General features: G+C 55.0%; 13 protein-coding genes and 1 pseudogene. 10 read left to right on the top strand and 4 right to left on the bottom strand.

Annotation, left to right across the window (positions count from 1 at the left end; translation table 11 throughout):
• Positions 1-48: 48 nt before the first annotated feature.
• Both ACFWW4_RS02575 and ACFWW4_RS02570 read right to left on the bottom strand, forming a co-directional pair.
• Positions 49-2,454: a tetratricopeptide repeat protein gene (locus ACFWW4_RS02575; protein ID WP_411889431.1), complete on the bottom strand. Its 2,406-nt coding sequence runs from the start codon at positions 2,452-2,454 to the stop codon at positions 49-51.
• Between the two features lie 132 nt (positions 2,455-2,586).
• Entirely contained in the window at positions 2,587-3,279 is a 693-nt protein-coding gene (locus ACFWW4_RS02570; protein WP_393932736.1) for a sugar transferase, read from the bottom strand.
• 528 nt (positions 3,280-3,807) lie between these two features.
• Here ACFWW4_RS02570 and ACFWW4_RS02565 point away from each other — a divergent pair.
• From ACFWW4_RS02565 to ACFWW4_RS02555, 3 genes are read left to right on the top strand one after another with little or no spacing between them, the layout of a single operon-like run.
• On the top strand, positions 3,808-4,671 hold the full coding sequence (locus tag ACFWW4_RS02565) for an ExeA family protein (RefSeq protein ID WP_393932738.1): 864 nt from the start codon (positions 3,808-3,810) through the stop codon (positions 4,669-4,671).
• Between the two features lie 53 nt (positions 4,672-4,724).
• Positions 4,725-6,197: a GumC family protein gene (locus ACFWW4_RS02560; protein WP_393932740.1), complete on the top strand. Its 1,473-nt coding sequence runs from the start codon at positions 4,725-4,727 to the stop codon at positions 6,195-6,197.
• A gap of 2 nt (positions 6,198-6,199) precedes the next feature.
• Positions 6,200-7,030: a CpsD/CapB family tyrosine-protein kinase gene (locus tag ACFWW4_RS02555; protein WP_411889430.1), complete on the top strand. Its 831-nt coding sequence runs from the start codon at positions 6,200-6,202 to the stop codon at positions 7,028-7,030.
• Here ACFWW4_RS02555 and ACFWW4_RS02550 read toward each other — a convergent pair.
• The gene (locus ACFWW4_RS02550) at positions 7,024-7,608 is read right to left on the bottom strand and encodes an isopropylmalate isomerase (RefSeq protein ID WP_411889429.1); all 585 of its coding nucleotides are present in this window, start codon (positions 7,606-7,608) and stop codon (positions 7,024-7,026) included. The genes ACFWW4_RS02555 and ACFWW4_RS02550 overlap by 7 nt on opposite strands.
• A 304-nt stretch (positions 7,609-7,912) precedes the next feature.
• Between ACFWW4_RS02550 and xrtD the strand changes: the two genes are divergently transcribed.
• Positions 7,913-9,427 carry a VPLPA-CTERM-specific exosortase XrtD gene (xrtD, locus tag ACFWW4_RS02545; RefSeq protein ID WP_411889428.1) on the top strand — a complete coding sequence of 505 codons (1,515 nt, stop codon included), beginning with the start codon at positions 7,913-7,915 and terminating at the stop codon, positions 9,425-9,427.
• Positions 9,428-9,502: 75 nt separating this feature from the next.
• Positions 9,503-10,342 (top strand): 2OG-Fe(II) oxygenase, encoded by an 840-nt coding sequence (locus tag ACFWW4_RS02540; protein ID WP_411889427.1) that lies wholly within the window; start codon positions 9,503-9,505, stop codon positions 10,340-10,342.
• Here the strand turns inward: ACFWW4_RS02540 and ACFWW4_RS02535 are convergent, their stop codons facing one another.
• Positions 10,343-11,281 (bottom strand): hypothetical protein, encoded by a 939-nt coding sequence (locus ACFWW4_RS02535; RefSeq protein WP_411889426.1) that lies wholly within the window; start codon positions 11,279-11,281, stop codon positions 10,343-10,345.
• Between the two features lie 923 nt (positions 11,282-12,204).
• Here ACFWW4_RS02535 and ACFWW4_RS02530 point away from each other — a divergent pair.
• The 5 genes and pseudogenes from ACFWW4_RS02530 to ACFWW4_RS02510 form a co-directional block, all read left to right on the top strand.
• Positions 12,205-14,319, top strand: a pseudogene (locus ACFWW4_RS02530) (PA14 domain-containing protein); the annotation flags it as partial.
• A gap of 276 nt (positions 14,320-14,595) precedes the next feature.
• Positions 14,596-16,344, top strand: a complete 1,749-nt coding sequence (locus tag ACFWW4_RS02525; RefSeq protein ID WP_411889700.1) for an Ig-like domain-containing protein — start codon at positions 14,596-14,598, stop codon at positions 16,342-16,344.
• Between the two features lie 378 nt (positions 16,345-16,722).
• Positions 16,723-18,276 carry a phosphate ABC transporter substrate-binding/OmpA family protein gene (locus ACFWW4_RS02520; protein ID WP_411889425.1) on the top strand — a complete coding sequence of 518 codons (1,554 nt, stop codon included), beginning with the start codon at positions 16,723-16,725 and terminating at the stop codon, positions 18,274-18,276.
• A gap of 99 nt (positions 18,277-18,375) precedes the next feature.
• On the top strand, positions 18,376-19,407 hold the full coding sequence (locus tag ACFWW4_RS02515) for a hypothetical protein (protein ID WP_411889424.1): 1,032 nt from the start codon (positions 18,376-18,378) through the stop codon (positions 19,405-19,407).
• A gap of 26 nt (positions 19,408-19,433) precedes the next feature.
• The gene (locus ACFWW4_RS02510; RefSeq protein WP_393932758.1) at positions 19,434-20,558 is read left to right on the top strand and encodes a TRAP transporter substrate-binding protein; all 1,125 of its coding nucleotides are present in this window, start codon (positions 19,434-19,436) and stop codon (positions 20,556-20,558) included.
• Positions 20,559-20,677 lie beyond the last annotated feature (119 nt).

The following is a 20,677-nucleotide window of genomic DNA, read 5'->3' as shown; positions in this document are numbered from 1 at the left end:
TTAGCACCGCAAGACACTGACATTGCTCCAATCGTCATGCCACTTGTTTCAGGGTAGTTCTGCGAGCAATTCACCCGCCCGTTTCATTTGCGGCAGGTCCTGACCTTCACCAAGTGTGATCGCTTTTTCCAATGCGTTCCGCGCGTCGCCTGGCCGCTCCAGCGCAAGGTAGGTCAACCCGAGGTGATAGTGTGTGAGCGCATCATTTGGCAGGCCACGCGCGGCGGGTTCGAGATATGTCAGCGCTTCGTCGAAATTGCCCTGCCGATATGCAATCCAACCGAGCGTATCCTGAAACTGTGGCACATCCGTTCCCCGCATCCGAGCGGCAATCGCATAGGCCCGTTCGACGCTTTCGTCATCGTCACGTCGTGTCGTGATCATGCTGGCAAGGTTGTTTGCAACGACCAGATTACTGCTGTCATTGGCATACAGATTTTCAAGAATCGCGATGGCACCGTCAAAGTCACCTATTGCTTCCAGCCGCGATGCTTTGACCAGATTGGCCATCATAGCGTCGGGTGCGTCCGCCAATACGTCATCCAGAACCGCATCTGCATCTTCCTGGCGGTCTTGTGCGACCAGCAGCCCAAAGAGCCGCCCCAACACCAGTTCATTTTCAGGAAAACTCGCCAATAATTCGCGATATCCCGCTTCGCCAGCCTCCGGATCGTCCAGGAGAACATGCACATCCGCTTGTAGGAAGCGCAACGTCGGATCTTCAGGTGCTTTTTCCAGCTCTTCACTCAAAAAAGCGCGAGCATCATCCACACGACCCGCCCTGATTTGCGCTTCGATAAGTTGTGCTTTTGCGGCCATGCTGGTGCCGCCGTCGGCAATCATCTCTTCGAGGAAAACGCGGGTTTCATCGAACCGCCGCTGTCTGTTGAGAAGGGCCAGTTCTGTCCGATCTGCCACGTCTTTGGCAAGGCTGTTATCCATAGCGCGCAATTGCCAGATAATCCGCGTCACCTTGTTCCATTCGCCCTGCCGAAGCTGCAACTCTCCCATCTTTGCCAAGAGTTCGATGTCTTGCGGTGCGACAGAGATGGCGCCCGATATGACGGCTTCGGCTGCTTCCAACCTGTTTCGGCCAAGTAAGAAATTGGCATGTCTCAGGGATGGTTCGACGCCCTGATTCGAGATTTCGACCGCCAGCGCATAGCGTTCGCCTGCGAGGTCATGATCGCCTGCTCGTTCGTGCGCGGTACCAAGCAAGGTAATCAGGCTGATGTCACGCGGTGCCTCTGCGAGCGCCTGCCTTAGAACAATGATCGCCGCATTGGGATCATCATCCGCAATGGCCCATCCAGCCTGCATCTTTAACGCATCGATATGCCCGGCATCCTCTGCCAGCACTTCGGTTACATAGGTTTGCGCCTGCGCCGTATTCCCTTGGCTTTCCAGCATCTGAGCGAGGAGGATCTTGAAATCGCGAACACTGTCTGATGCCTCATTCTCTGCAATAATGCCTTCCATTTCAGCGATGGCGGCGTCCTGATCACCTTGGGCAAACGCCAGCGTGGCATGTAGGGCGCGGTACGAACTGTTGTCATCTTCGGTTGCAATCAACCGATCCAGTTCCGCGCGTGCGTCTTCCATGCCTTGTGTCTGGCGCAGAAAATCGACCACTGTCAGCTTTTCGGTTTCGCTTGCATCGTCGGCAGCGGCAAGTGCGCGCAGATAGGTTTCTGCGGCGGACAGATCGTTCCGGGAAATGTACCACGCGATCAGTTCTTGCTGGACTTGTTCGTTTTCTGGGAATTGTGCCGCCATCTGCTCCAGCGCGGCTTGCGTTTTGGCGGGGTCGCCTGCTTCGCTGAGCAAACCGACACGGATGACGTGCAATTCCGGTTGGTTGGGGTCGATGTCCAATCCGGCCTCAACAGTTTCCAATGCGCTGTCGATTTCTCCCTGCATGATCGCATGGTCGATGACGATCTTTCGGGCAATGGTATTGTTCGGATCGCGCGCCAATACGTCGCCTGCCACCTTGGCTGGGACTGCGGCGGGTTCTTCGGTCATGACAGCGTCACGATAGTCAAGCATAGCGTTTACGGTGATGACGCGATCATCCTCGGGGGCGAGGGGGCCCACGGCGCGCCCGTAGGTTTCGGCATCCTCCCATCCGCTGCTAAGGATTGCGATCTCTGAGAGCGCAACAAGCGCCTCAACATTGTCCGGGTCTGTTTCGATAAGACGGACATATTGGCCATATGCGTCAGCGATCAGGCCGCGTTCGCGCTGCGCGTCGGCATAGGCCAGCCGCGCTTTGGCGTGTCGCGGATTTGCAGCAAACACGTTCCGAAACTCGACGAGCGCGCGATCAACATCACCTGCTTCGAGCAGCGCCAGACCTGACTGGTAATAGCGCTCCGCCCTTTCCTCAGCGCTTTCGCAGGCGGCGAGCGCGAAAAACAGCAACATAATCAGCTTGGGCAATATGCGGGTCATGGATCAGGGCCCATCCTTTGTTCACTCACGCGTCAAGGGCCCAAAATCAAGGATGGTCAGAAAACCAATGCACAAGACGCCATCATTGGACAATGTCCGTTGATGGCGCCGACGTGTCAATTCAGAAGCCGATCAATAACCAGTGCCGCGAACGACAACGCCAGCGGTCGCAGCGATGATTTTGCAATCCGTCGCCAACGACATCTTCTGGTAATAGGCGGTGTCGAAGGACGCCCGTGCAGCAAAGGTGCAGCTGTTACGATCTGAAATCTGCCACAGACCGGTCATTCCCGGACGCATGGCGAAGTAAGCCTTGCCAGGATATAGATCCTTTTGATCCGTCATCATCGGGCGCGGGCCCACCAGGCTCATGTCGCCGGCCAGCACGTTCCAAAGCTGCGGCAATTCGTCGATTGATGTCTTGCGCAGCAACTGACCGATCGCTGTAATCCGCGGATCGTTCTTCAGCTTTTGATGGGCGTGCCATTCTTTTGCCGCTTGAGGATCGGTGGCGAGCAGATCTTTCAACTTTCGCTCGGCGTTCGGCACCATGGTGCGGAACTTCCACATCTTGAATGCACGACCGCCGCGGCCAATGCGTTCCTGACTATAAAGAGGCGAATGACCATCGCGGGCCACGATCAGAGCGATGACCAACAGGATAGGCAGCAGGAATGGAAGCGATAGCACGATAAACACCGTGTCCAACGCACGCTTCACGACGTCTTTGTAGATTGGCGACGGCTTTGTCCGAAAAATGCCATATTTCGCAACAAATGCTAGGTTGTCGCTCCCGCTTCTACGGGCAGTTGATTCATTAAACATCTAAAAATCTCTCATAAAAAAACAGAACGTCATGGCAAAATGGCCATTACTCACAGGTTACATCAGCTACTCAACACTTCAACTCAGGCTTTCCCTACTCAGCCTGGGAGCCTGTAATCGGCTCAATGCTTCATTAATGAAAAATTAACAGAGTTGGAATGGCCTCAGCAAGGAAATTTGTCACAATCGACAGAATTTCAACTGAGGCGTGAGTCATCTGCCCATCATTGGTTCAGTGGGGCGGCAAATGCTGTTGGTTTCCATACATTGGCTATATTTTAGCCACAATTCGAACTTGTTGGCCCGATTCGCCTTGCATTGCAGGTGCTTCGCGATGCCAAATCAGCGCCACAATCCTCTGCTTCATTCATATCCTGTACTTTTCGACATGTGGGACGGCGAAAGACCTGCCAATCTGCAGTAGTCGATGTAAGTGGCCAGATACCAATTACTTTGCCATGCATTGCGACATCCGTTAACAGCACATCGGATCAAAGAAACCTGAGCCTTTAGACTGCAACAGACATCATGAACAACGCCTTTGCACCATATACGGAGTTCTTTGGCCTGTCTGAGCGACCATTCTCGCTCTTGCCGGATCCAGACTTCATATACTGGACGGATGATCACAAGCGGGCTTACACCATGCTTGAATATGGTGTCATGACCCATGCCCCGATCACCCTGATCACAGGTGAAGTTGGCGCGGGCAAGACAACGCTGATGCAGCACTTGCTGAATAACCTCGACGATGATCTGACAATCGGTCTGGTATCCAATGCTCATGGTGATCGTGGCGAGCTTTTGCGCTGGGTGCTGATGGCGCTGGCGCAACCGGCTGATCCGGAAGCCAACTATGTCGATCTGTTTACCCAATTCCAGAAGTATCTGATCGCTGAATATGCAGCCGGTCGACGGGTCATGTTGATCTTTGACGAAGCGCAAAACATGAGCCGCGAGTCGCTTGAAGAGTTGCGCATGTTCACGAACATCAACGCGAACAAGGATGAGTTGCTGCAATTGATCCTGATCGGCCAGCCGGAACTACGCGACATTATTCGCCGCCCGGACATGAAGCAGTTCGCGCAGCGGGTCGCGGCCAGTTTTCATTTGAAGCATATGGATCAAAAGACCGTTTATTCTTATATTGTCCATCGTATTGAACGTGTGGGTGGTAAACAGCACATGTTCAACAAGGATGCGGCCAAGCTTGTCCACGAGGCGACCAATGGAATTCCGCGCCTGGTAAATCAGCTTTGCGATCTGTCGATGTTATATGCATGTATCGCACAGCGCGAGATCGTTGGCCCTGAACATGTAAAGGCCGTTCTGGCTGATGGTGCGTTCTTTGCGCCGGGGTCAGGCGATGAAAGGGGTGACGCAGAATTATGATTGCGGATATCAAGTTTTACATTTCGCTTTTCCTAAGGCGCTTTCATTATTTTTTGTTAGTTTTCATCATCTTCGCGACAACCGGTGCGGTGCTGGCCTATACTTTGCCGCCTGTTTATCGTGCGCAGGCACGGCTGTTGGTCGAATCCCCGCAAATCCCCGATGACCTGGCACCGTCGACTGTACGCGCCGGTGCCGCTGAACTGCTGCGTGTCATTGAGCAGCGCCTGCTGACCCGCGCCAACCTTTTGGATATCGCGCGTCGCTTTGATGTCTATCCTGATGCATCCACCATGAGCGCTGATGAAATTGTCAACGATATGCGGTCCCGTATCGGCTTCAGCCTGCCGCGTGACGGGCAAACCACGGGATTGGTTTTCGTGTCATTCGAAGCACCATCGGCAGAAACATCGTCAGAGGTTACAAATGATCTGCTGACCCAGATTCTGCAGCAAAATGTTGAATTGCGGACCACTGTGTCGGGTCAGACGCTGGATTTCTTCCAACAGGAAGTCAGCCGTCTGGATGCTGAGCTGGCGCAGCAGGATGCGCGTATTCTTCAGTTCAAGCTGGAGCACCGCGATGCGTTACCGGAAAGTCTGGATTATCGCCGCACCCGTCTATCGGCCTTGCAGGAACGGGTCTTGCAGATTGATCGCGAGTTTGCGGCCCTCTCGGATAGACGGACCCGGCTGGCAGAGCTATTCGAACAGACAGGACGGCTTGACCTCAACGAAGCCAGCCTGCCGCCTGAACAGCGCCAGTTGCGGGCGCTGCAGGATGAGCTGGCATCGGCGCTGGTTATCTATTCGCCGACAAATCCGCGTGTGCGGTCGCTGCAGGCCCGTGTCGCCGCGCTCGAAGAGATTGTGAAAGAGCAAATTGCCGGCACGACAGGTCGCCAGACTGAGTTGTTGACAGCCTATGATCTGCAGATTTCCGACATTGATGGGCAGATCAGCTTTCTGGCCGAACAAAAGACATTGGTTGAGGCCGAGATGGAAGTGTTGATTGCCACCATCAACGCAACGCCAGAGAACGCCATCACATTGGGTACTTTGGAACGCAACTATGAAAACATCCAGATGCAGTTCAATCAGGCCACTGAGGCGTTGAGCGAAGCACGCACCGGTGACCGGATTGAGGCGATGTCAAAAGGGCAACGCATTGTGGTGATTGAACAGGCTACAGTCCCAAGCGGACCCTTTAAGCCCAATAGAAAACTGATTCTGGCTGGTGGTGCCGCCGGTGGTATGGCTGCGGGCGTTGGTCTGATCTTTTTGCTAGAGCTTCTGAACCGCGCAATCCGCCGCCCCGTCGAATTGACAAATTCGCTGGGTATCAAGCCGTTTGCGACGTTGCCCTACATGATGACCGGCGGACAGAAAGCAACACGCACACTGATCATCGTGTTGATCTTGCTGGTTGTCGGTCTGGGTGTGCCCGCTGGCCTGTTCTTTGTGCATACGAATGTCATGCCGATCGATATCATTGTCGATAAAGTGCGCGGCGTAGTGGGAATTTAGTGATGGATCATATTCGTACCGCGATCGAACAGGCCCGTAAGGAGCGCGAACTTAACAAGCAGAAACGCGACAATCCGTTTACCGCCCCGCTACAGTTGTCACCTGATGAGGCGAAGCTCGCGCTGGAGCAGTTGTGGCAGAAGTTGCCGGACCACGACATCAATCCCAAGCGGCTGACCCGCAATCGTGTCATGACATATGCGGCTAATGCGGCGGCGACACCTTTTGACGTGATGCGCACCAACCTGCTGCATGAGATGCGCAGCAACAAATGGCGGCGGGTCGCCATCACATCGCCTGGCAGCAAATGCGGAAAGACGACCATAAGCCTGAATCTCGCTTTTAGCCTCGCCCGTCAGCGTGACATTCGTGTGATGGTGATCGAATTGGACATGCGTCGTCCGGCTATCGCCAGGATATTGGGCATGCGTCATAACACCAATTTTGCTTCGGTTCTTGCGGTGCAAACCAAGGTTGATGACAGCATTCAACGGGTCGGTGACAATCTGGCCTTTGCGGTGCCGCAAAGCTCGAACCAAAGCCCGGCGGAGTTGCTGCAGAGCGTTCATGCGGCCCACGTGATTGATGCGATCGAACAACGCTATCAGCCTGATATCATGATCTTTGATATGCCGCCGATGCTGGTTGCCGACGATACGATTGCCTTTACCGATCAGATTGACTGCATGCTGCTTGTCGGCGCGGCAGAGACGACGACGATGGATGAAATCCACCGATGCAAACAGGATCTGGAAGCGCGGACCAATCTGCTGGGTGTTGTGCTGAACAAGTGCCGCTATGTTGATACAGCGGAAAGCTATGGCACCTACTGATTCCGGTCGGCCCGCAAATTCAGTATGCAGGCAGTGAGGATCATCAATGGCCCGGCCATTTCCATGATCCAGTTCACCCGTATGTTCTGGAACCGCATGTTGATAAGCTGATCCATGTGGTGAAAGCCCACCGCTCTTACAGCCACAAATGCCAACACAACCGATAATCCAATCAGCGCCAGTCCGGTCCGTCGCATTGTACCGCGAAGGATCGCCAAGGTTATGATTGCCAGCAGCGACATCAAAGCCAACAAAACGATGATAAAGCCCACCTGAACAACCCGTCGCGAGCCGTACCAACCTTGCAACTGGGCCATACAACGGGCGCTCGCGGTCAGTAATGACTGCAGGTCCAGCTGCTTGTTGATTGCCAACAAAATCATGACCAAGCCAAGCGCGCGCCAAAAGAACCGCTCGCGACCCGCCGACGAATAGGGGAAGCGACCACTGCTCGCCGTTCGAAATGCCGCCAGTCCTGTCAGCAAATAAACTGCGACAATGACCCAACCCATGATGCCGGGGTCACCAATACCGACCTGCCATGTGCGATGCGCGCAGTTCCAGATTGTCGTCAGCACCTTCATTCCCTCGGATAAATGGATCCTCGCAGCTTATCGAGCTGAGACCATTGCGCAAACTGTGGTTGGCGATGAGGATAGCCTGCCAGTGCCTCAAGAAACCGGGGCCAGATCAGCAAGTCACGACATTCTTTGTTGCAAATGGTAGCGTTTTTTGTGCCACTGCGGTATGACAGGCCTCGTTATCTCATTTATGCAATTTCAGTAGTCCTTACCAAGTTTCATGTCGCAGACACCTACAATCTCGCAACCATTTGGACGGGTCGCCCCCCTGTTCACTTGGGGTATGTTCTGGCTTTTCGTCATGACGATCGGCGCCGTCATTTTTTTTGACGAAGGTATCCAAGAGCTGCTGACCGCGTGGCAGTTACCGGAATACAGTCATGGCCCGCTGATCCCGATCTTGTCGGCGCTATTGTTCCTGCGCCAGCTAAAGTCCGTACCTGTCGATATGTCTGTGCAACTGGATCGTCGACCGGGCATTGTTCTTTTGGTATTCGCGCTGCTCTTGGCGCTCGCGGGCAAGTTGATCGGGATTGGTGATTTTGTCACATACGGTCTTATCCTTTGGGTTGGCGCGCTTTTGCTGATCAGTTTTGGCTGGAAACAGGGCAAGCATTTCTGGCCACCCGTTCTGCATCTGGTGTATATGCTGCCTTTGCCTGGCGCGCTCTACTACGGCGTTTCGACGTATCTGCAGGGCGTTTCATCAGAGCTTGGCGTGTATTTCCTTAAGCTGCTGCAAGTGCCTGTCTTCCTTGAAGGCAACATCATCGACCTTGGGGTTTATAAGCTTCATGTTGCCGAAGCCTGCTCTGGGTTACGCTACCTTTTTCCGATCCTGAGTTTTTCCTATATCTTTGCGGTCCTTTACAGGGGTCCCACATGGCACAAGGCTGTTCTGCTGATATCGGCGGCGCCCATCACAATCTTCATGAATGCGGTACGCATCGCGATTGCCGGCGTCATCGTCAACAGCTACGGCGTCGCGCATCTGGAGGGGTTTTCGCATTTCTTCGAAGGTTGGGTGATCTTCGTGGCCTGCATTCTGCTTCTGTTTCTTTTGGCTTGGGGCATGTTGTTTTTGCGTCGGGACAAGATGCGGCTGACCGATGCGCTTGATCTGGATACACGCGGCTTGGGTGAGCAGTTCATGCGCCTGCAGTATCTACAGCCATCGCGGGCATTTGTCGGCAGTACAATTCTTGTTGTTTTGATGGCCGTCACCTGGCAGGCCTTGCCCAAGCGGGACATCGTAAATGTGTCCCGAACGCCATTTGCACTATTTCCAACCGAGATCGGGCCGTGGCAAGCCGGATCACAGCGTGCGTTGGCCCCAACTATCGAGCAGATCCTCGCGGCCGATGATTACTACTCGGCCACATTGACCCATCCTGAGCGGGCAGATCAGGTCGAGCTTTTCATCGCGTGGTATGCGAACCAGAACAAAGGTGGCGTTCATTCGCCAGAGGTTTGCCTGCCCGGCGCGGGCTGGGAGATTGCGGCACTTGGTCAGGTCGATGCGCCCTTCGCCAGCGATACCCCTTTCACCTTGAACCGGGCGATCATCCAAAAGGATGCGAGCCGGATGCTGGTCTACTACTGGTTCGAACAGCAAGGCCAGCGGACGGCCTCGACCTTGACCGCCAAGATGCAACTTTTGCAGGGCAAAATCACCAATGGTCGCAACGACAGTGCGATTGTGCGGCTGATCACGCCCATTGACGGCCCAAGCGGCATGCCAGCGGCCGAGGCACGGCTAAACGAAGCAAGCCAAAATCTACTTAGCCAATTGCCAAGGTTCATACCTGACGTGTAAAATTAGGTATTGAAAGCCAGAAGCGGGCCTGACGGCTCCGAATCCGAGCCAAAAACCCTTTGAGTGGAAGTTACTATGACCAAACCTGTTTATGCCATTGATCCTGAAACCCTGCTGATTTCATCCGCAGCAGCGCGCGAAGCGGCTGCGCCGGCTGCCGAGGCCTATCAGTCACAAGAACCCTATGCGCATGGGTCGTTCGACAACTTTCTGCCTCCCGAGATTCTGGAGCGGGTCAAGGAAGAATTGAAAGAGCTTCCCGAAGCCGAAAGCAGCTTTAACCGTGCGCAGGAAAAGCTGAAGACAAGCTATATCCCCGAGCGTCTGCCGCCCTACACCCGCAGCCTGTTCTATGCGCTAAACTCCAGACCGTTCATCGCGTTTCTTGAGGAACTGACAGGCATCGATGGCCTGATCCCTGATCCCTATTTCATCGGCGCGGGCATTCATGTGGTCGCAAACGGTGGCCATCTGGATATCCACGCCGACTTTAACCACCACGGCAAGATGAACCTGGAACGCCGTTTGAACGTCCTCATCTACCTCAACAAGGGCTGGAAGGAAGAATGGGGCGGTTCGTTTGAGGTGTGGGACAAGAATATGAACGGCAAAGTCAAAAGCTTTGTTCCGTTGTTCAACCGCATGGTGTGTTTCAACACCTCTTCTGACTCGTGGCATGGAAACCCCGAGACGGTGAACCATCCAGAAGGCGAGCCGCGTATGTCGATTGCGCTTTATTACTATACAGCGTCTTGGGACGAGACCCGCAAGTCACACAGCACTTTGTTCAAGCCTCGTCCGGGGACAGCCGACCAGCGCGATAAGCTGGAAGCGCGGCACGCGACGATGCGTAACCTGCTGCCACCTTTCCTCTACCGCCGCTTGGCGCCACGGTTGCGCCGACTGGGTATCTGATCAGGTCTGGGGTCGTCCGGCCTTGGGATAGTTTTGCACGATATCCCAAACGACGTTTTGCATTAATTCGGCGGCCTCTGCTGATGGGGCTGTCGCATCGCTGCCGTCCGCGCGCTTGAGGGCATAGGGGAGCCCGACAGGTGACGTTTGGTACAACACTGCGTAGTGGGTGAGCGCCACAAGATAGGCCCCAAGATCGTTGAAGTGAATCTGATCGCTGAACAGGTCAGATCGTCCGCCAATTCCGTCCACGCCACCCAAGGCCTCGACCTCGCGCACGAATTTTGCCATGACCTGCCCGGCGGGTATCACCGTGATCGGTCGCGGATCATCCATGCGTGACACCGCTGGGCGCAGCACGCCATCCTCCCAATAACGGGTCAGATCCTGGTCCAGCCGTTCAAGCCAGCCATCCGGATCGTCAAGCGGGTGCCAGCTTTCGTACAGATAGACGCGGACCGATGGGTCGGCGTCCCAACCGGCCTTTGCCCAAAGATGCAGATATGTCGGCGCGTCGTGGTATTTGATCGCGTCTCTGACCTCGACCATTTCGGTCAAGATGATCGCATCATAGTCGCCTGACGCGACAGCCTGTTTTGCGTCGCGATATCTGGGATGATCATTTTCAGTATCAAAGCCGTTGATCTGTTCGTCCGGTTCCCAATGCGCCTTAAGCGGCGTACCCCAGCCAAGCTGGCTTTCGTATTGATGCCCGTCGCCAGCCAGCTGCGCCAGCATGGCAGGCATGTCCCGCCCCACCAGGCTATGCCCCAAATGAAATACACGTTGTGGGCCATCGGGAACAGGCTGCGGCGATGCATAGAGTGCATCAAAGCTGGCCTGATCCATGGGGCGTGAGAAACCGAAACGGAATGCTGCCGCCAGAGCTGCGGCGGCCAAAAGAAAAATGACGAGAATTCGTCCACGTTGTAAGCGCAATGCGTCGCTCCTTCCCTTGAAATGCAGATAAACTCACTCGCCAACATCATATAGTGTGCGGTTGCTGAAAGGCATCGTCATTGTTTCGCCGAGAGATACCTCAAAGGGGCGCCTTAGCTTGGGTGTCATAGGACATTTGTTGCGGTTGCGGCGACACTGTCTGCCCGACGCTGGATTTAGACGATTTACAGCAGAAACAATATCGACCATCTGTCTCCATTGACTCCCCTCAGGCAAGAGATTTGACCTCATCTCAGACAACAAACCGCTGCAATTTGAGACCCCGAATCGCTATCGCAGCCTAGCAAATGCGGAAATATGCTTTGTGTCATTGACCTTAGGGTAAAGTAATCGGCACGGGGCGCTTTGCCATATTTTCGCCACAAATGGCCGCGCGCGCTTTAGTTCCATTGTACTAAAAATGGAAACAAAAATTGTCCCTTGCCCCGAGGTCACGGGTGATTGTCGCTTACTCCGGTTTGACCGGTCGGCAAAATGTCGCCCGAAAGACTGCCCGCCATACACCGTTGTTGAACGTAAATGGGTCGACCCATATCACCCCTAGGCCGACAAGGATTCGGCCTGAATATAACGACCCTGAAGAAGACCAAAATGACCCGGAAAACATATAATTTTCAATGCTTTGTGCATAAATCGGCGCAAGGTAGTTGGCGCCGGTGGAGTCTGGGTCCGAGTGCCGCCGGGTCGTCAATGGCAGCGTTTTTTCCAAGAACCGTTAGTCATTTTTTCAGAAACAGTAGGATATGCCGTCGGAAACAATCTGCCCGATTGTTTGGACACAGTTTTACCACAACAGGGCCTTTCGCAAGCCGCCGCGCATGCTGAGTATTGCGTGGTACCTAAACACTCACACCACACCGAGTTGCCTCTTTTCCTAGTGACCCCACCCAAAGGAAGAAAGAATGAGCAGAGTTTACGACCCCAGGTTTGATGTTCCGATTTTCGGAACCGGCTTCTACGCAGAGTATTACGCTTTGCCGAACACCGTCACAAACCTGAGCGCGATCGATTTCGACGCCCCCCCGGTGATGGTGGGCACTGTCAGCTCCCTGGACAACTACGCGTTGGAAAGCAGCTTTTGGGATGGTGGGCCCGAAGATCTGTTCGCCGCGCGCTACACAAGCGAGCTGAATGTTGAAACCGGCGGATCGCACACGTTTTACCTGAACTCCGATGATGGTTCGGCGCTCTATATCGACGGTGAACTGGTCATTGATAACGATGGATTGCATGCGGCCGAGCTGCAGCAGGTTACTGTTGATCTGACAACAGGTGTCCATGATATTGAGGTGCGCTATTTCGAGGCGTTTGGCGCTCAGACGCTGCAGCTCTATTGGCAGACGCCCAACAATCCTTGGGACCCCGTTCCAGTCGATTCCAATGTGCTGACCTATCGCAACGAAGTTGCGAACGATGCTGGCGATAGCCCTGACACACCTTCGGGCGATACCGATCAGCCTGACGTCATGCCTTTGGATAACCCCGGGCTGCTGGTGGATTTCTTTGTTGTCAACAAGCGCGCCAAGGATCTGTCGCGGGTAGATTTTGACGGCACGCCGACCAAAACCGAGACGATTGATGCGGTTCAGTTTGGCGACGGTAATGGCCTGCTGTGGGATGATGGTTGGGCAAAATCGTTTGCCGCCCGAATGACCGGTAATCTGCATGTCGACAATGCGGGAAGTTACACGTTTTATCTGACCGCGGATGATAACGCGACGTTGTACATTGATGGCCAGCCGATCATCGGTATGGAGTGGCTGCACACGAAGACCTCTGAGGCGATTACGGTCAATCTGGATGCGGGTGTGCATGACATTGAGCTGCGCTACGTCGAAAAGCGCGGATCGCAAAACCTGGTGCTTGAATGGCGCGGGCCGGACAGCAATGGCGTTCGGTCTGTTATTGATGGCGACAACCTGAGCCACGGCGAGGTTGTTGACGGCGGCGGTATGGACACTGGCGGCGATACCGGTGGAGACACTGGCGGTGATACCGGCGGTGACACAGGTGGTGATACCGGCGGTGGCATGGACCACGGCGGCGACCACGGTGGAGATACTGGCGGTGATACCGGAGGTGACACAGGTGGCGATACTGGCGGCGATACCGGCGGTGGCATGGACCACGGCGGCGACCATGGTGGAGACACCGGCGGCGACACTGGCGGCGATACCGGTGGAGACACTGGCGGTGATACCGGTGGTGATACAGGCGGTGGCATGGACCACGGCGGCGACCACGGCGGAGATACCGGCGGCGACACTGGCGGTGATACCGGTGGCGACGCTGGTGGTGATACTGGCGGTCACACCGGTGGCGATACTGGCGGTGGCATGGACCACGGCGGCGATCATGGTGGAGACACCGGCGGTGATACCGGAGGTGACACTGGTGGTGATACAGGCGGTGACACCGGTGGTGACACAGGTGGCGATACCGGCGGTGGCATGGATCACGGTGGCGACCATGGCGGTGGTCACGGAGGCGATGTTGATCTGCCTACGACACCTGCAGAGATTGAAGCTTTTGTTGCGGCTGTTCGGGCCGAGCCGGATGGTCACGCCCATGGTGATGATGCTGGCATGGCGATGGAGCACTCTCAGCTTCTCGACCTCGTCCCGCGTTCGGAGGCCACACATATCGCTATTTCGAATGGTGATTGGTTTGATGCAAGCACATGGTACCAAGGCAATATACCTGATGCCGGTGCCCAGGTTCTGATCCCGAAGGGAGTTTCGGTCACTTATGATGGCGAGAGCGAGGAATCGCTCTTTACTGTCCGCGTCGACGGTGAGCTTGCCTTTGCGACCGATACCGACACCAAGATGGTTGTGGACACCTTTGTTGTCTCAACATCTGGCCGGCTTGAAATCGGCACAGCTGACAATCCGATTGATGCAAACGTCAATGCAGAGATTGTGATTGCCAATAACGGTGACATCGACGTCAGCTGGGATCCGTCATTGTTGTCGCGTGGTGTCATTTCGCATGGCGAAGTCGAAATCCACGGTGCGCAGAAGGACTCATTCCTCAAAGTCGATGATGCACCAATGGCAGGCGACACATCGCTGAGCCTTGCCGAGATTCCTGACGGCTGGCAGGTGGGCGACACGATTGTGATTACCGGTACGCATAAGACAGGTTGGACCAATACGGCTGCCGGTCACATCGAAAGCCAGGATGAAGAGGTAACTATTACGGCGATCAACGGCACCGAAATCAGCTTTGATCGTGCGCTTCAGTACAACCACGACACCCCGCGCGATGACTTGTCGGCCTATGTGTCAAACATGAGCCGTAATATCACAGTGTCGAGTGAAGATGGCGATGCATCGGCCGTACATCATCGCGGTCATGTCATGTTCATGCACAGCGATGACGTCGATGTCCGTTATGCCGCGTTCGACGATCTTGGTCGGACCGACAAATCCATCGCCGCGTTTGATGGCAGCTCTGCGGGATCGCTTGATGCGGACAGCAATGTGAAAGGTCGGTATTCCTTCCACTTCCACAAGACCGGGACCGACGATCAGGACGATCCGGCGATGGCTGTTGGTAACGCTGTCAGCGGCGGCCCTGGCTGGGGTTTTGTACACCACTCCAGCAATGCCAACTTCACCGACAACGTTGCGTTTGACGTCTTTGGTGCGGGTTTTGCGGCAGAGAGCGGCGACGAAACCGGTGTTTGGGTTCGCAACATGGCGATCAAATCCGAAGGTATCGGTTTTGGTGATTGGACGGCGAAAAACCAGACAGATGTGGATCGGCTTGATACAGGCCGGACCGGCGATGGCTTCTTCTTTGCTGGTCGGCTTGTCGAAGCGGCAGAGAACGTTGCCGTCAACACAACGAATGGGTTTGTCTGGATGCACCGCAATGCACTGGATGCGCCAACGGCGGGTCTGGATCAGCCAGAAATCGGCTACGGTTTTGATACCATGCCCACTAACCTGACGCCCATCCAGGGTTTCCGCGACAACGAAGTATTTGGTGCCCACACTGGCTTGATGGTGATCAAGGACAACGCTGCACAGCAGCAGCATGAACTACGCTCAGTGTTTGATGGTTTCCTGGCATGGGAAACTGCCGAAGGTGTGAACATCAGCTACACAGCACACTACACGATGCTCGACTTTGACCTGCTGGCGCCGCGTGTCGACCAGCCGGGCGTCGGGAGCATCGGTGTGAACTTCGGTGCGATGGCCTTTGACATGGTCTTTAACGGGATCAAGATGGAAGGCTTCGACTATGGCGCCTATCTCGATCAGGAATTCTTCCGTCCGGTGGCGGATGCTGACGTTGATCATATCTTCATCGATCTTGAGATGGACAACATCAATCAGGAGTTTGTTGGGTTCAACGCCAACAGGCATCACATCCTGACATCTTCTGATTTGGAGCCGGGTCGGATTGGCTTTACCCATAACGGTGATACCAGCCTGTCCGATGGCGAAGCCTTTGATCTGGGCGGCATCAAGACTGACTCGATCGGCACGCGCAATCGGGAGTATGATGGTGATCCGCTGGCGTTGGAGTTCTATGCGCAGATTGCACAGATCATCACGACCGAAGGGTACTATCGAACAGAAGATGGCCGAAACGTAGTAGTTGTCGAGGATTTCATTGCGGATCGCGCCACAGGTGAGATCACGAAATTCGCTCACATCGTCACAATCGAAATGACCGAAGCGCAGTTGCAGAACAACTGGATGCTGAACAACTACTATACCGGTGCCAAGTTTGCCGGTACGATTTCGCTGGATGGGGTCGCACCGACTGCTGTGGATGACACTGCGTCCGGACGCAGCGGTGAAAGTGTGTATATAGACGCGATCGCCAATGACTTTGATCAGGACGGTGACGCATTGCGTGTCGATGGTTTCCTCGATGCGGAATACGGCGAGGTCTACATGCAAGAGGACGGCCGTCTGTTGTACCGGTCAGACGTTGGTTTCACCGGGACGGACAGTTTCCGTTACTGGGCAACCGATGACGATGGCAACTTTACACCTGCAACTGTCACCATCGACGTGTGGTAAATGAAAGACTGCATGATACCCAGTGTCTTGGGTATCATGCAAACGCAGGTCCACTTTGGCCATAAGGCCAAGTGTTCTTGACGATCATAGTATTGAGCGTTCTTGGTGGCGTTTTCGGTATCTCGTCGTGGTCGAGGTGCAACGGAGAGTTCCGCGGCACAATGATCAGATGGGCAGTGCATTTCGAGTTTTTGTAAGTCTTTGTCTTTAATACAGAAACCCCTCTCGTTCATACTCGTGAAAGGGGTCAATCGGCCTGACCAAACCTCTGATTCAACCAAATAAGAACATATTCTCGCCAATATACGATTTCAGATTGCCGCGGAGTTCGATGAGTCTTGATGATCGAGCTAGAGAGAAACACTTGGATAGCCACATATGTCACTATTACAGAATAAAATTGCGCTTTCACTATGCCTTGCGGTGCTACCATCTACTCTTTTGGCCGATCAGGTAACGGTGTCCAGCCCGGATGGATCAATCACCATCTCGGGCGAATTGCTTTCGTTCGATGACAACGTCCTGGTCCTGAATACAGAATTGGGTGAACTTCGCCTGGCACGACAGGCCACCATCTGTGAAGGTGCGGCCTGCCCGCAGTCGTCGGTCAACCTTGATATGCAGGTTCTGGTCAACGAACCCGACACTGCGATGCTGCTGCGTCGCCTGGTTGACGGTTTTGCGCAAGAGCAGAATCTTGTTGGTCTGGCCTTCCCTGACGCGCAAGGCAACATCGCGCGTGTCGAAATTCGAGACAATGCACGGTCGACAATCGAAGGGACTGTCAACGTCTCGATTCAGCCGGGCGTTTCTGCATTTCAGCAATTGATCGCCGGCAATGTCGATATGGACATCACAACCAATGCCGTGCCTGCGAATGTTGCGGAGCAGGCCATCGCGTCCGGACAGGTTGATCCGCGTGATCCCAGCCGCGAGCGGGTTCTGGCCCTTGATGCGCTTGTTCCCGTTGTTCATCCAAGCAACCCGGTGCGATCTGTGTCGCTTGAGGAACTTGCCCAGATCGCGGCAGGCCGTATCACGAACTGGTCGGAAATTGGCGGCGAGAACGCCCCGATCCGGATGCTTCTGCCGGCGGTCGACTCTTCGTTGGATGCGGCATTCTCAGAACTGGTACTTGACCCCAACCGCGTTCGACTGCGCCGCAGTGCCGAACGGGCCGAAAGTGAAAGTCAGGCAGCAGCCGCAGTGGCTTCGGATGTCAATGCGATCACCATCACCAGCCTTTCTGGCAATGGCGACGCTGAAATCCTGCCGATCCGGCTGTCATGTGGTCCTTTGGCATATGCAAGTGACTTCGCCATCAAGGCTGAAGAATACCCGTTGGGTCAGCGTGTCTACGCTTACACCGATGCAAACCTGCCATCGTCGCAAGCCAGCTTCCTTGATTTTGCGGCATCTGACGACGCTAAATCATTGGTCAATGAGGCCGGTTATGTCGACCTGTCCATCGAACCGCAGCCAATCAGTTTGCAGGGTACCCGTATGACATCCGCGATCTTGTCTGCGGGGACGGGCGGCACGCTTGGTCTGGTGCAAAGCTTTGCACAGGATTTGGCAACGGCGGATCGTTTGTCGACAACTTTCCGTTTCACATCCGGATCTGCGCGCCTTGACAACAAGTCGCAGGGCGATGTGGAGCGTATGGTGCAGTTCCTCAATAGCGACGAAGCGAGAAACCGGGATATCCTTGTCATCGGGTTCACCGATGATGTTGGTCGCTTTGACTTGAACGAGCGTTTGGCCTTGCTGCGGGCGACCAGTGTTCGCGACGCTCTGGTCGGCGCCTTGGGTGGTGATGCCCTTGCCGGTCGCATGTCTGTATCGACGTATGGCCCGCTGGCACCTGTCGGCTGCAACGACACGGCAGACGGTCGCGAAAGTAACCGCCGTGTTGAGATTTGGCTGCGTTAATAGGTCGAAATCCGCAGAGATGCAGCCAATTGATGAACAGAACAATGCGTTCGCGAAAGTCGGCGGAGAAACCCCGCCAAGAGTTAGGAAAAAGTTGAAATGAAACGCAGAACACTTTTGGGCGGAGGCGTAGCAGCTGCCACGGTTGTGGCGACGCCCGCAATTTCCCAAGACAGGGTGAGCTTGTCGCTACTGACTGACCGCGGTGATGCGGCGTCATCACTGTCTGATCGGATCGGCGCTGTTTCCGGTGGCCGCATCAGTGTCGACGTGTCCACAGCAACCGCATCAGACACAGCCGGTTTCCTTGACCAGGTATCAGGTGGCGGAGCGGATATGTATCTGACGTCACATGATGCATTCGTGTCGCGAAACCCAGCTTTTGGTTTGTTTGCCGCGATGCCCGGCGGCATGTCACCGAGTGAACTGGAAAGCTGGGTCACCGTGGGTGACGGACGCTTCATGCTTGATTTGCTGGGAGAAGAGTTTGGTATCAAGGCCTTCATGGCCGGCGATGATGGGGCCATGCCGATGTGGGCGCGTCGTCCAATCGCAGGTCTTTCCGATCTTCAGTCCGGCGGCGTAGCTTCCTCCGGACTTGGCCTGCGGGTCCTGTCTGACATGGGTGTTCAGAATGTCGTCGATATCCTGTCTGGCGGCGATCTCTCCTCAGTCGTGGCAATCGAAGGGCTCAGCGTCGCCCAAATGACCCGGTCGGGTCTTCTTGGTGCCTTCCCACACATGATAACACCAAATGCCGGGCGGCCATCTGCAACTTTGGGCGCAGGGGTGAACCTGTCCAGATGGTCTTCGCTTTCCGAGGCGGATCAGCTTTTGATCGAACGCTGCATTATGGCGGAACATGGCGTGCAGCGTAGCCTTGCGCTCCATAACAATGTCGTTGCCCTGTCAGAGGCCGGATCGGCTGTGACGTCACACGAGATGCCCCAAGATGTCTGGGATGCACAGATTGCGAGCGCCAACACCGTTCTGGCGCAGATGTTTGATGCCGGCGATATCGCAGCAGATTCAGCAGATGCCTACCTCTTTTTCATCGGTGATGTTGCCGGATGGAGCGAGATTGGCGAAACCGCCTATTTCCTGGGCCGCAAGCAGGCATTGACCCTATGACTTACCAATTTGACAAAAAGACAACGATGGCGGCTGAAGCTGATACCTCCAAATTGTCACGACGCCGCGCTCTTTTGGGGGCTGGTGCCGCAGTGACTGGTGCCGCTGCACTTGCCACCCCGGCGATTTCGCAAGGTGCGCCGCAGATCATCCGTATGGCAACATCCTGGCCTTCCGGTCTTGGCGGTCTTGCCGATAGCGCCGCACGTGTTGCCGAAGGCATCACTGTTGGCAGCGAAGGACGTTTGAGTGTGGAGCTCTACCCGGCAGGACAGCTTGTTCCGCCGCTCGGCGTACATGACGCGGCGAGCGCTGGCGAGATCGAGATGTACCACTCAGCCGAGTATTACTTTCAGGGCAAACATCGCGGCATGAACTTCTTCACAACGGTTCCGTTGGGGCTGACATCGGTTGAGCATGCTGCGTGGTTGAAGAATGGTGGTGGTCAGGAACTCTGGGACGAGCTGAATGCTGGCTTTGGCGTTAAATCCTTGGCCGTCGGTGGAACGGGCGTTCAGATGGGCGGCTGGTTCAACAAGGAAATCACCAGCATGGCCGATTTCGAGGGCTTGACAATGCGTATGCCCGGTCTGGGTGGCCAGGTGATCACACGTCTTGGTGCCAACGCTGTCGTCCTCCCAGGTGGCGGCATTGTCGAAGCCTTGTTTGAAGGTACGATCGACGCGACCGAATGGGTTGGGCCCTATAACGATCTGCAGTTCGGTTTTCAGAAGCTGCTGTCTACCTATATCTATCCAGGTTTTCATGAACCCGGAACAACGGCAGCTGTCGGATTCAATATCGATTTCTGGAACAATCTGTCCGATGTTGATCGCGCCCTGATCGAGGCGGTAGCAGACGCCGAACTGACCTATCACACCGCCGACTACTATGGGAACAATGGTATTGCACTGGTCCAGTTGCTTGCCGAAGCAGGGGTCAAGCCAACACGTCTTCCCGACGATGTATGGAATGAATTGGCTCGCGTATCCTTTGAGGTGACAGCCAGCGTTGCGGATGACGACGAGATGGGCCGTAAGATCGTTGAAAGCTATGATGCCTACCGCGCATTGGTCGGCAATGCCGGACCGATGAGTCAGGCGGAATACCTGGCCAAACGTGGCGCGACTGATCTTTTCGCCGACGTCTAAGGCCAGACTGTTTGCTTTTGGGAAGGACCGCCCGCATGGCGGTCCCTACCCTTATTATTTGAGGCAGAGGCAAAACTTGGCCGAATCTGTCGAAAAGGAGCAGAGCAGTAGATGCTCCA

This window comes from Yoonia sp. SDW83-1, from assembly GCF_046762885.1.
Lineage (GTDB): Bacteria > Pseudomonadota > Alphaproteobacteria > Rhodobacterales > Rhodobacteraceae > Yoonia.
This window is presented reverse-complemented; position numbering and strand designations above follow the sequence as displayed.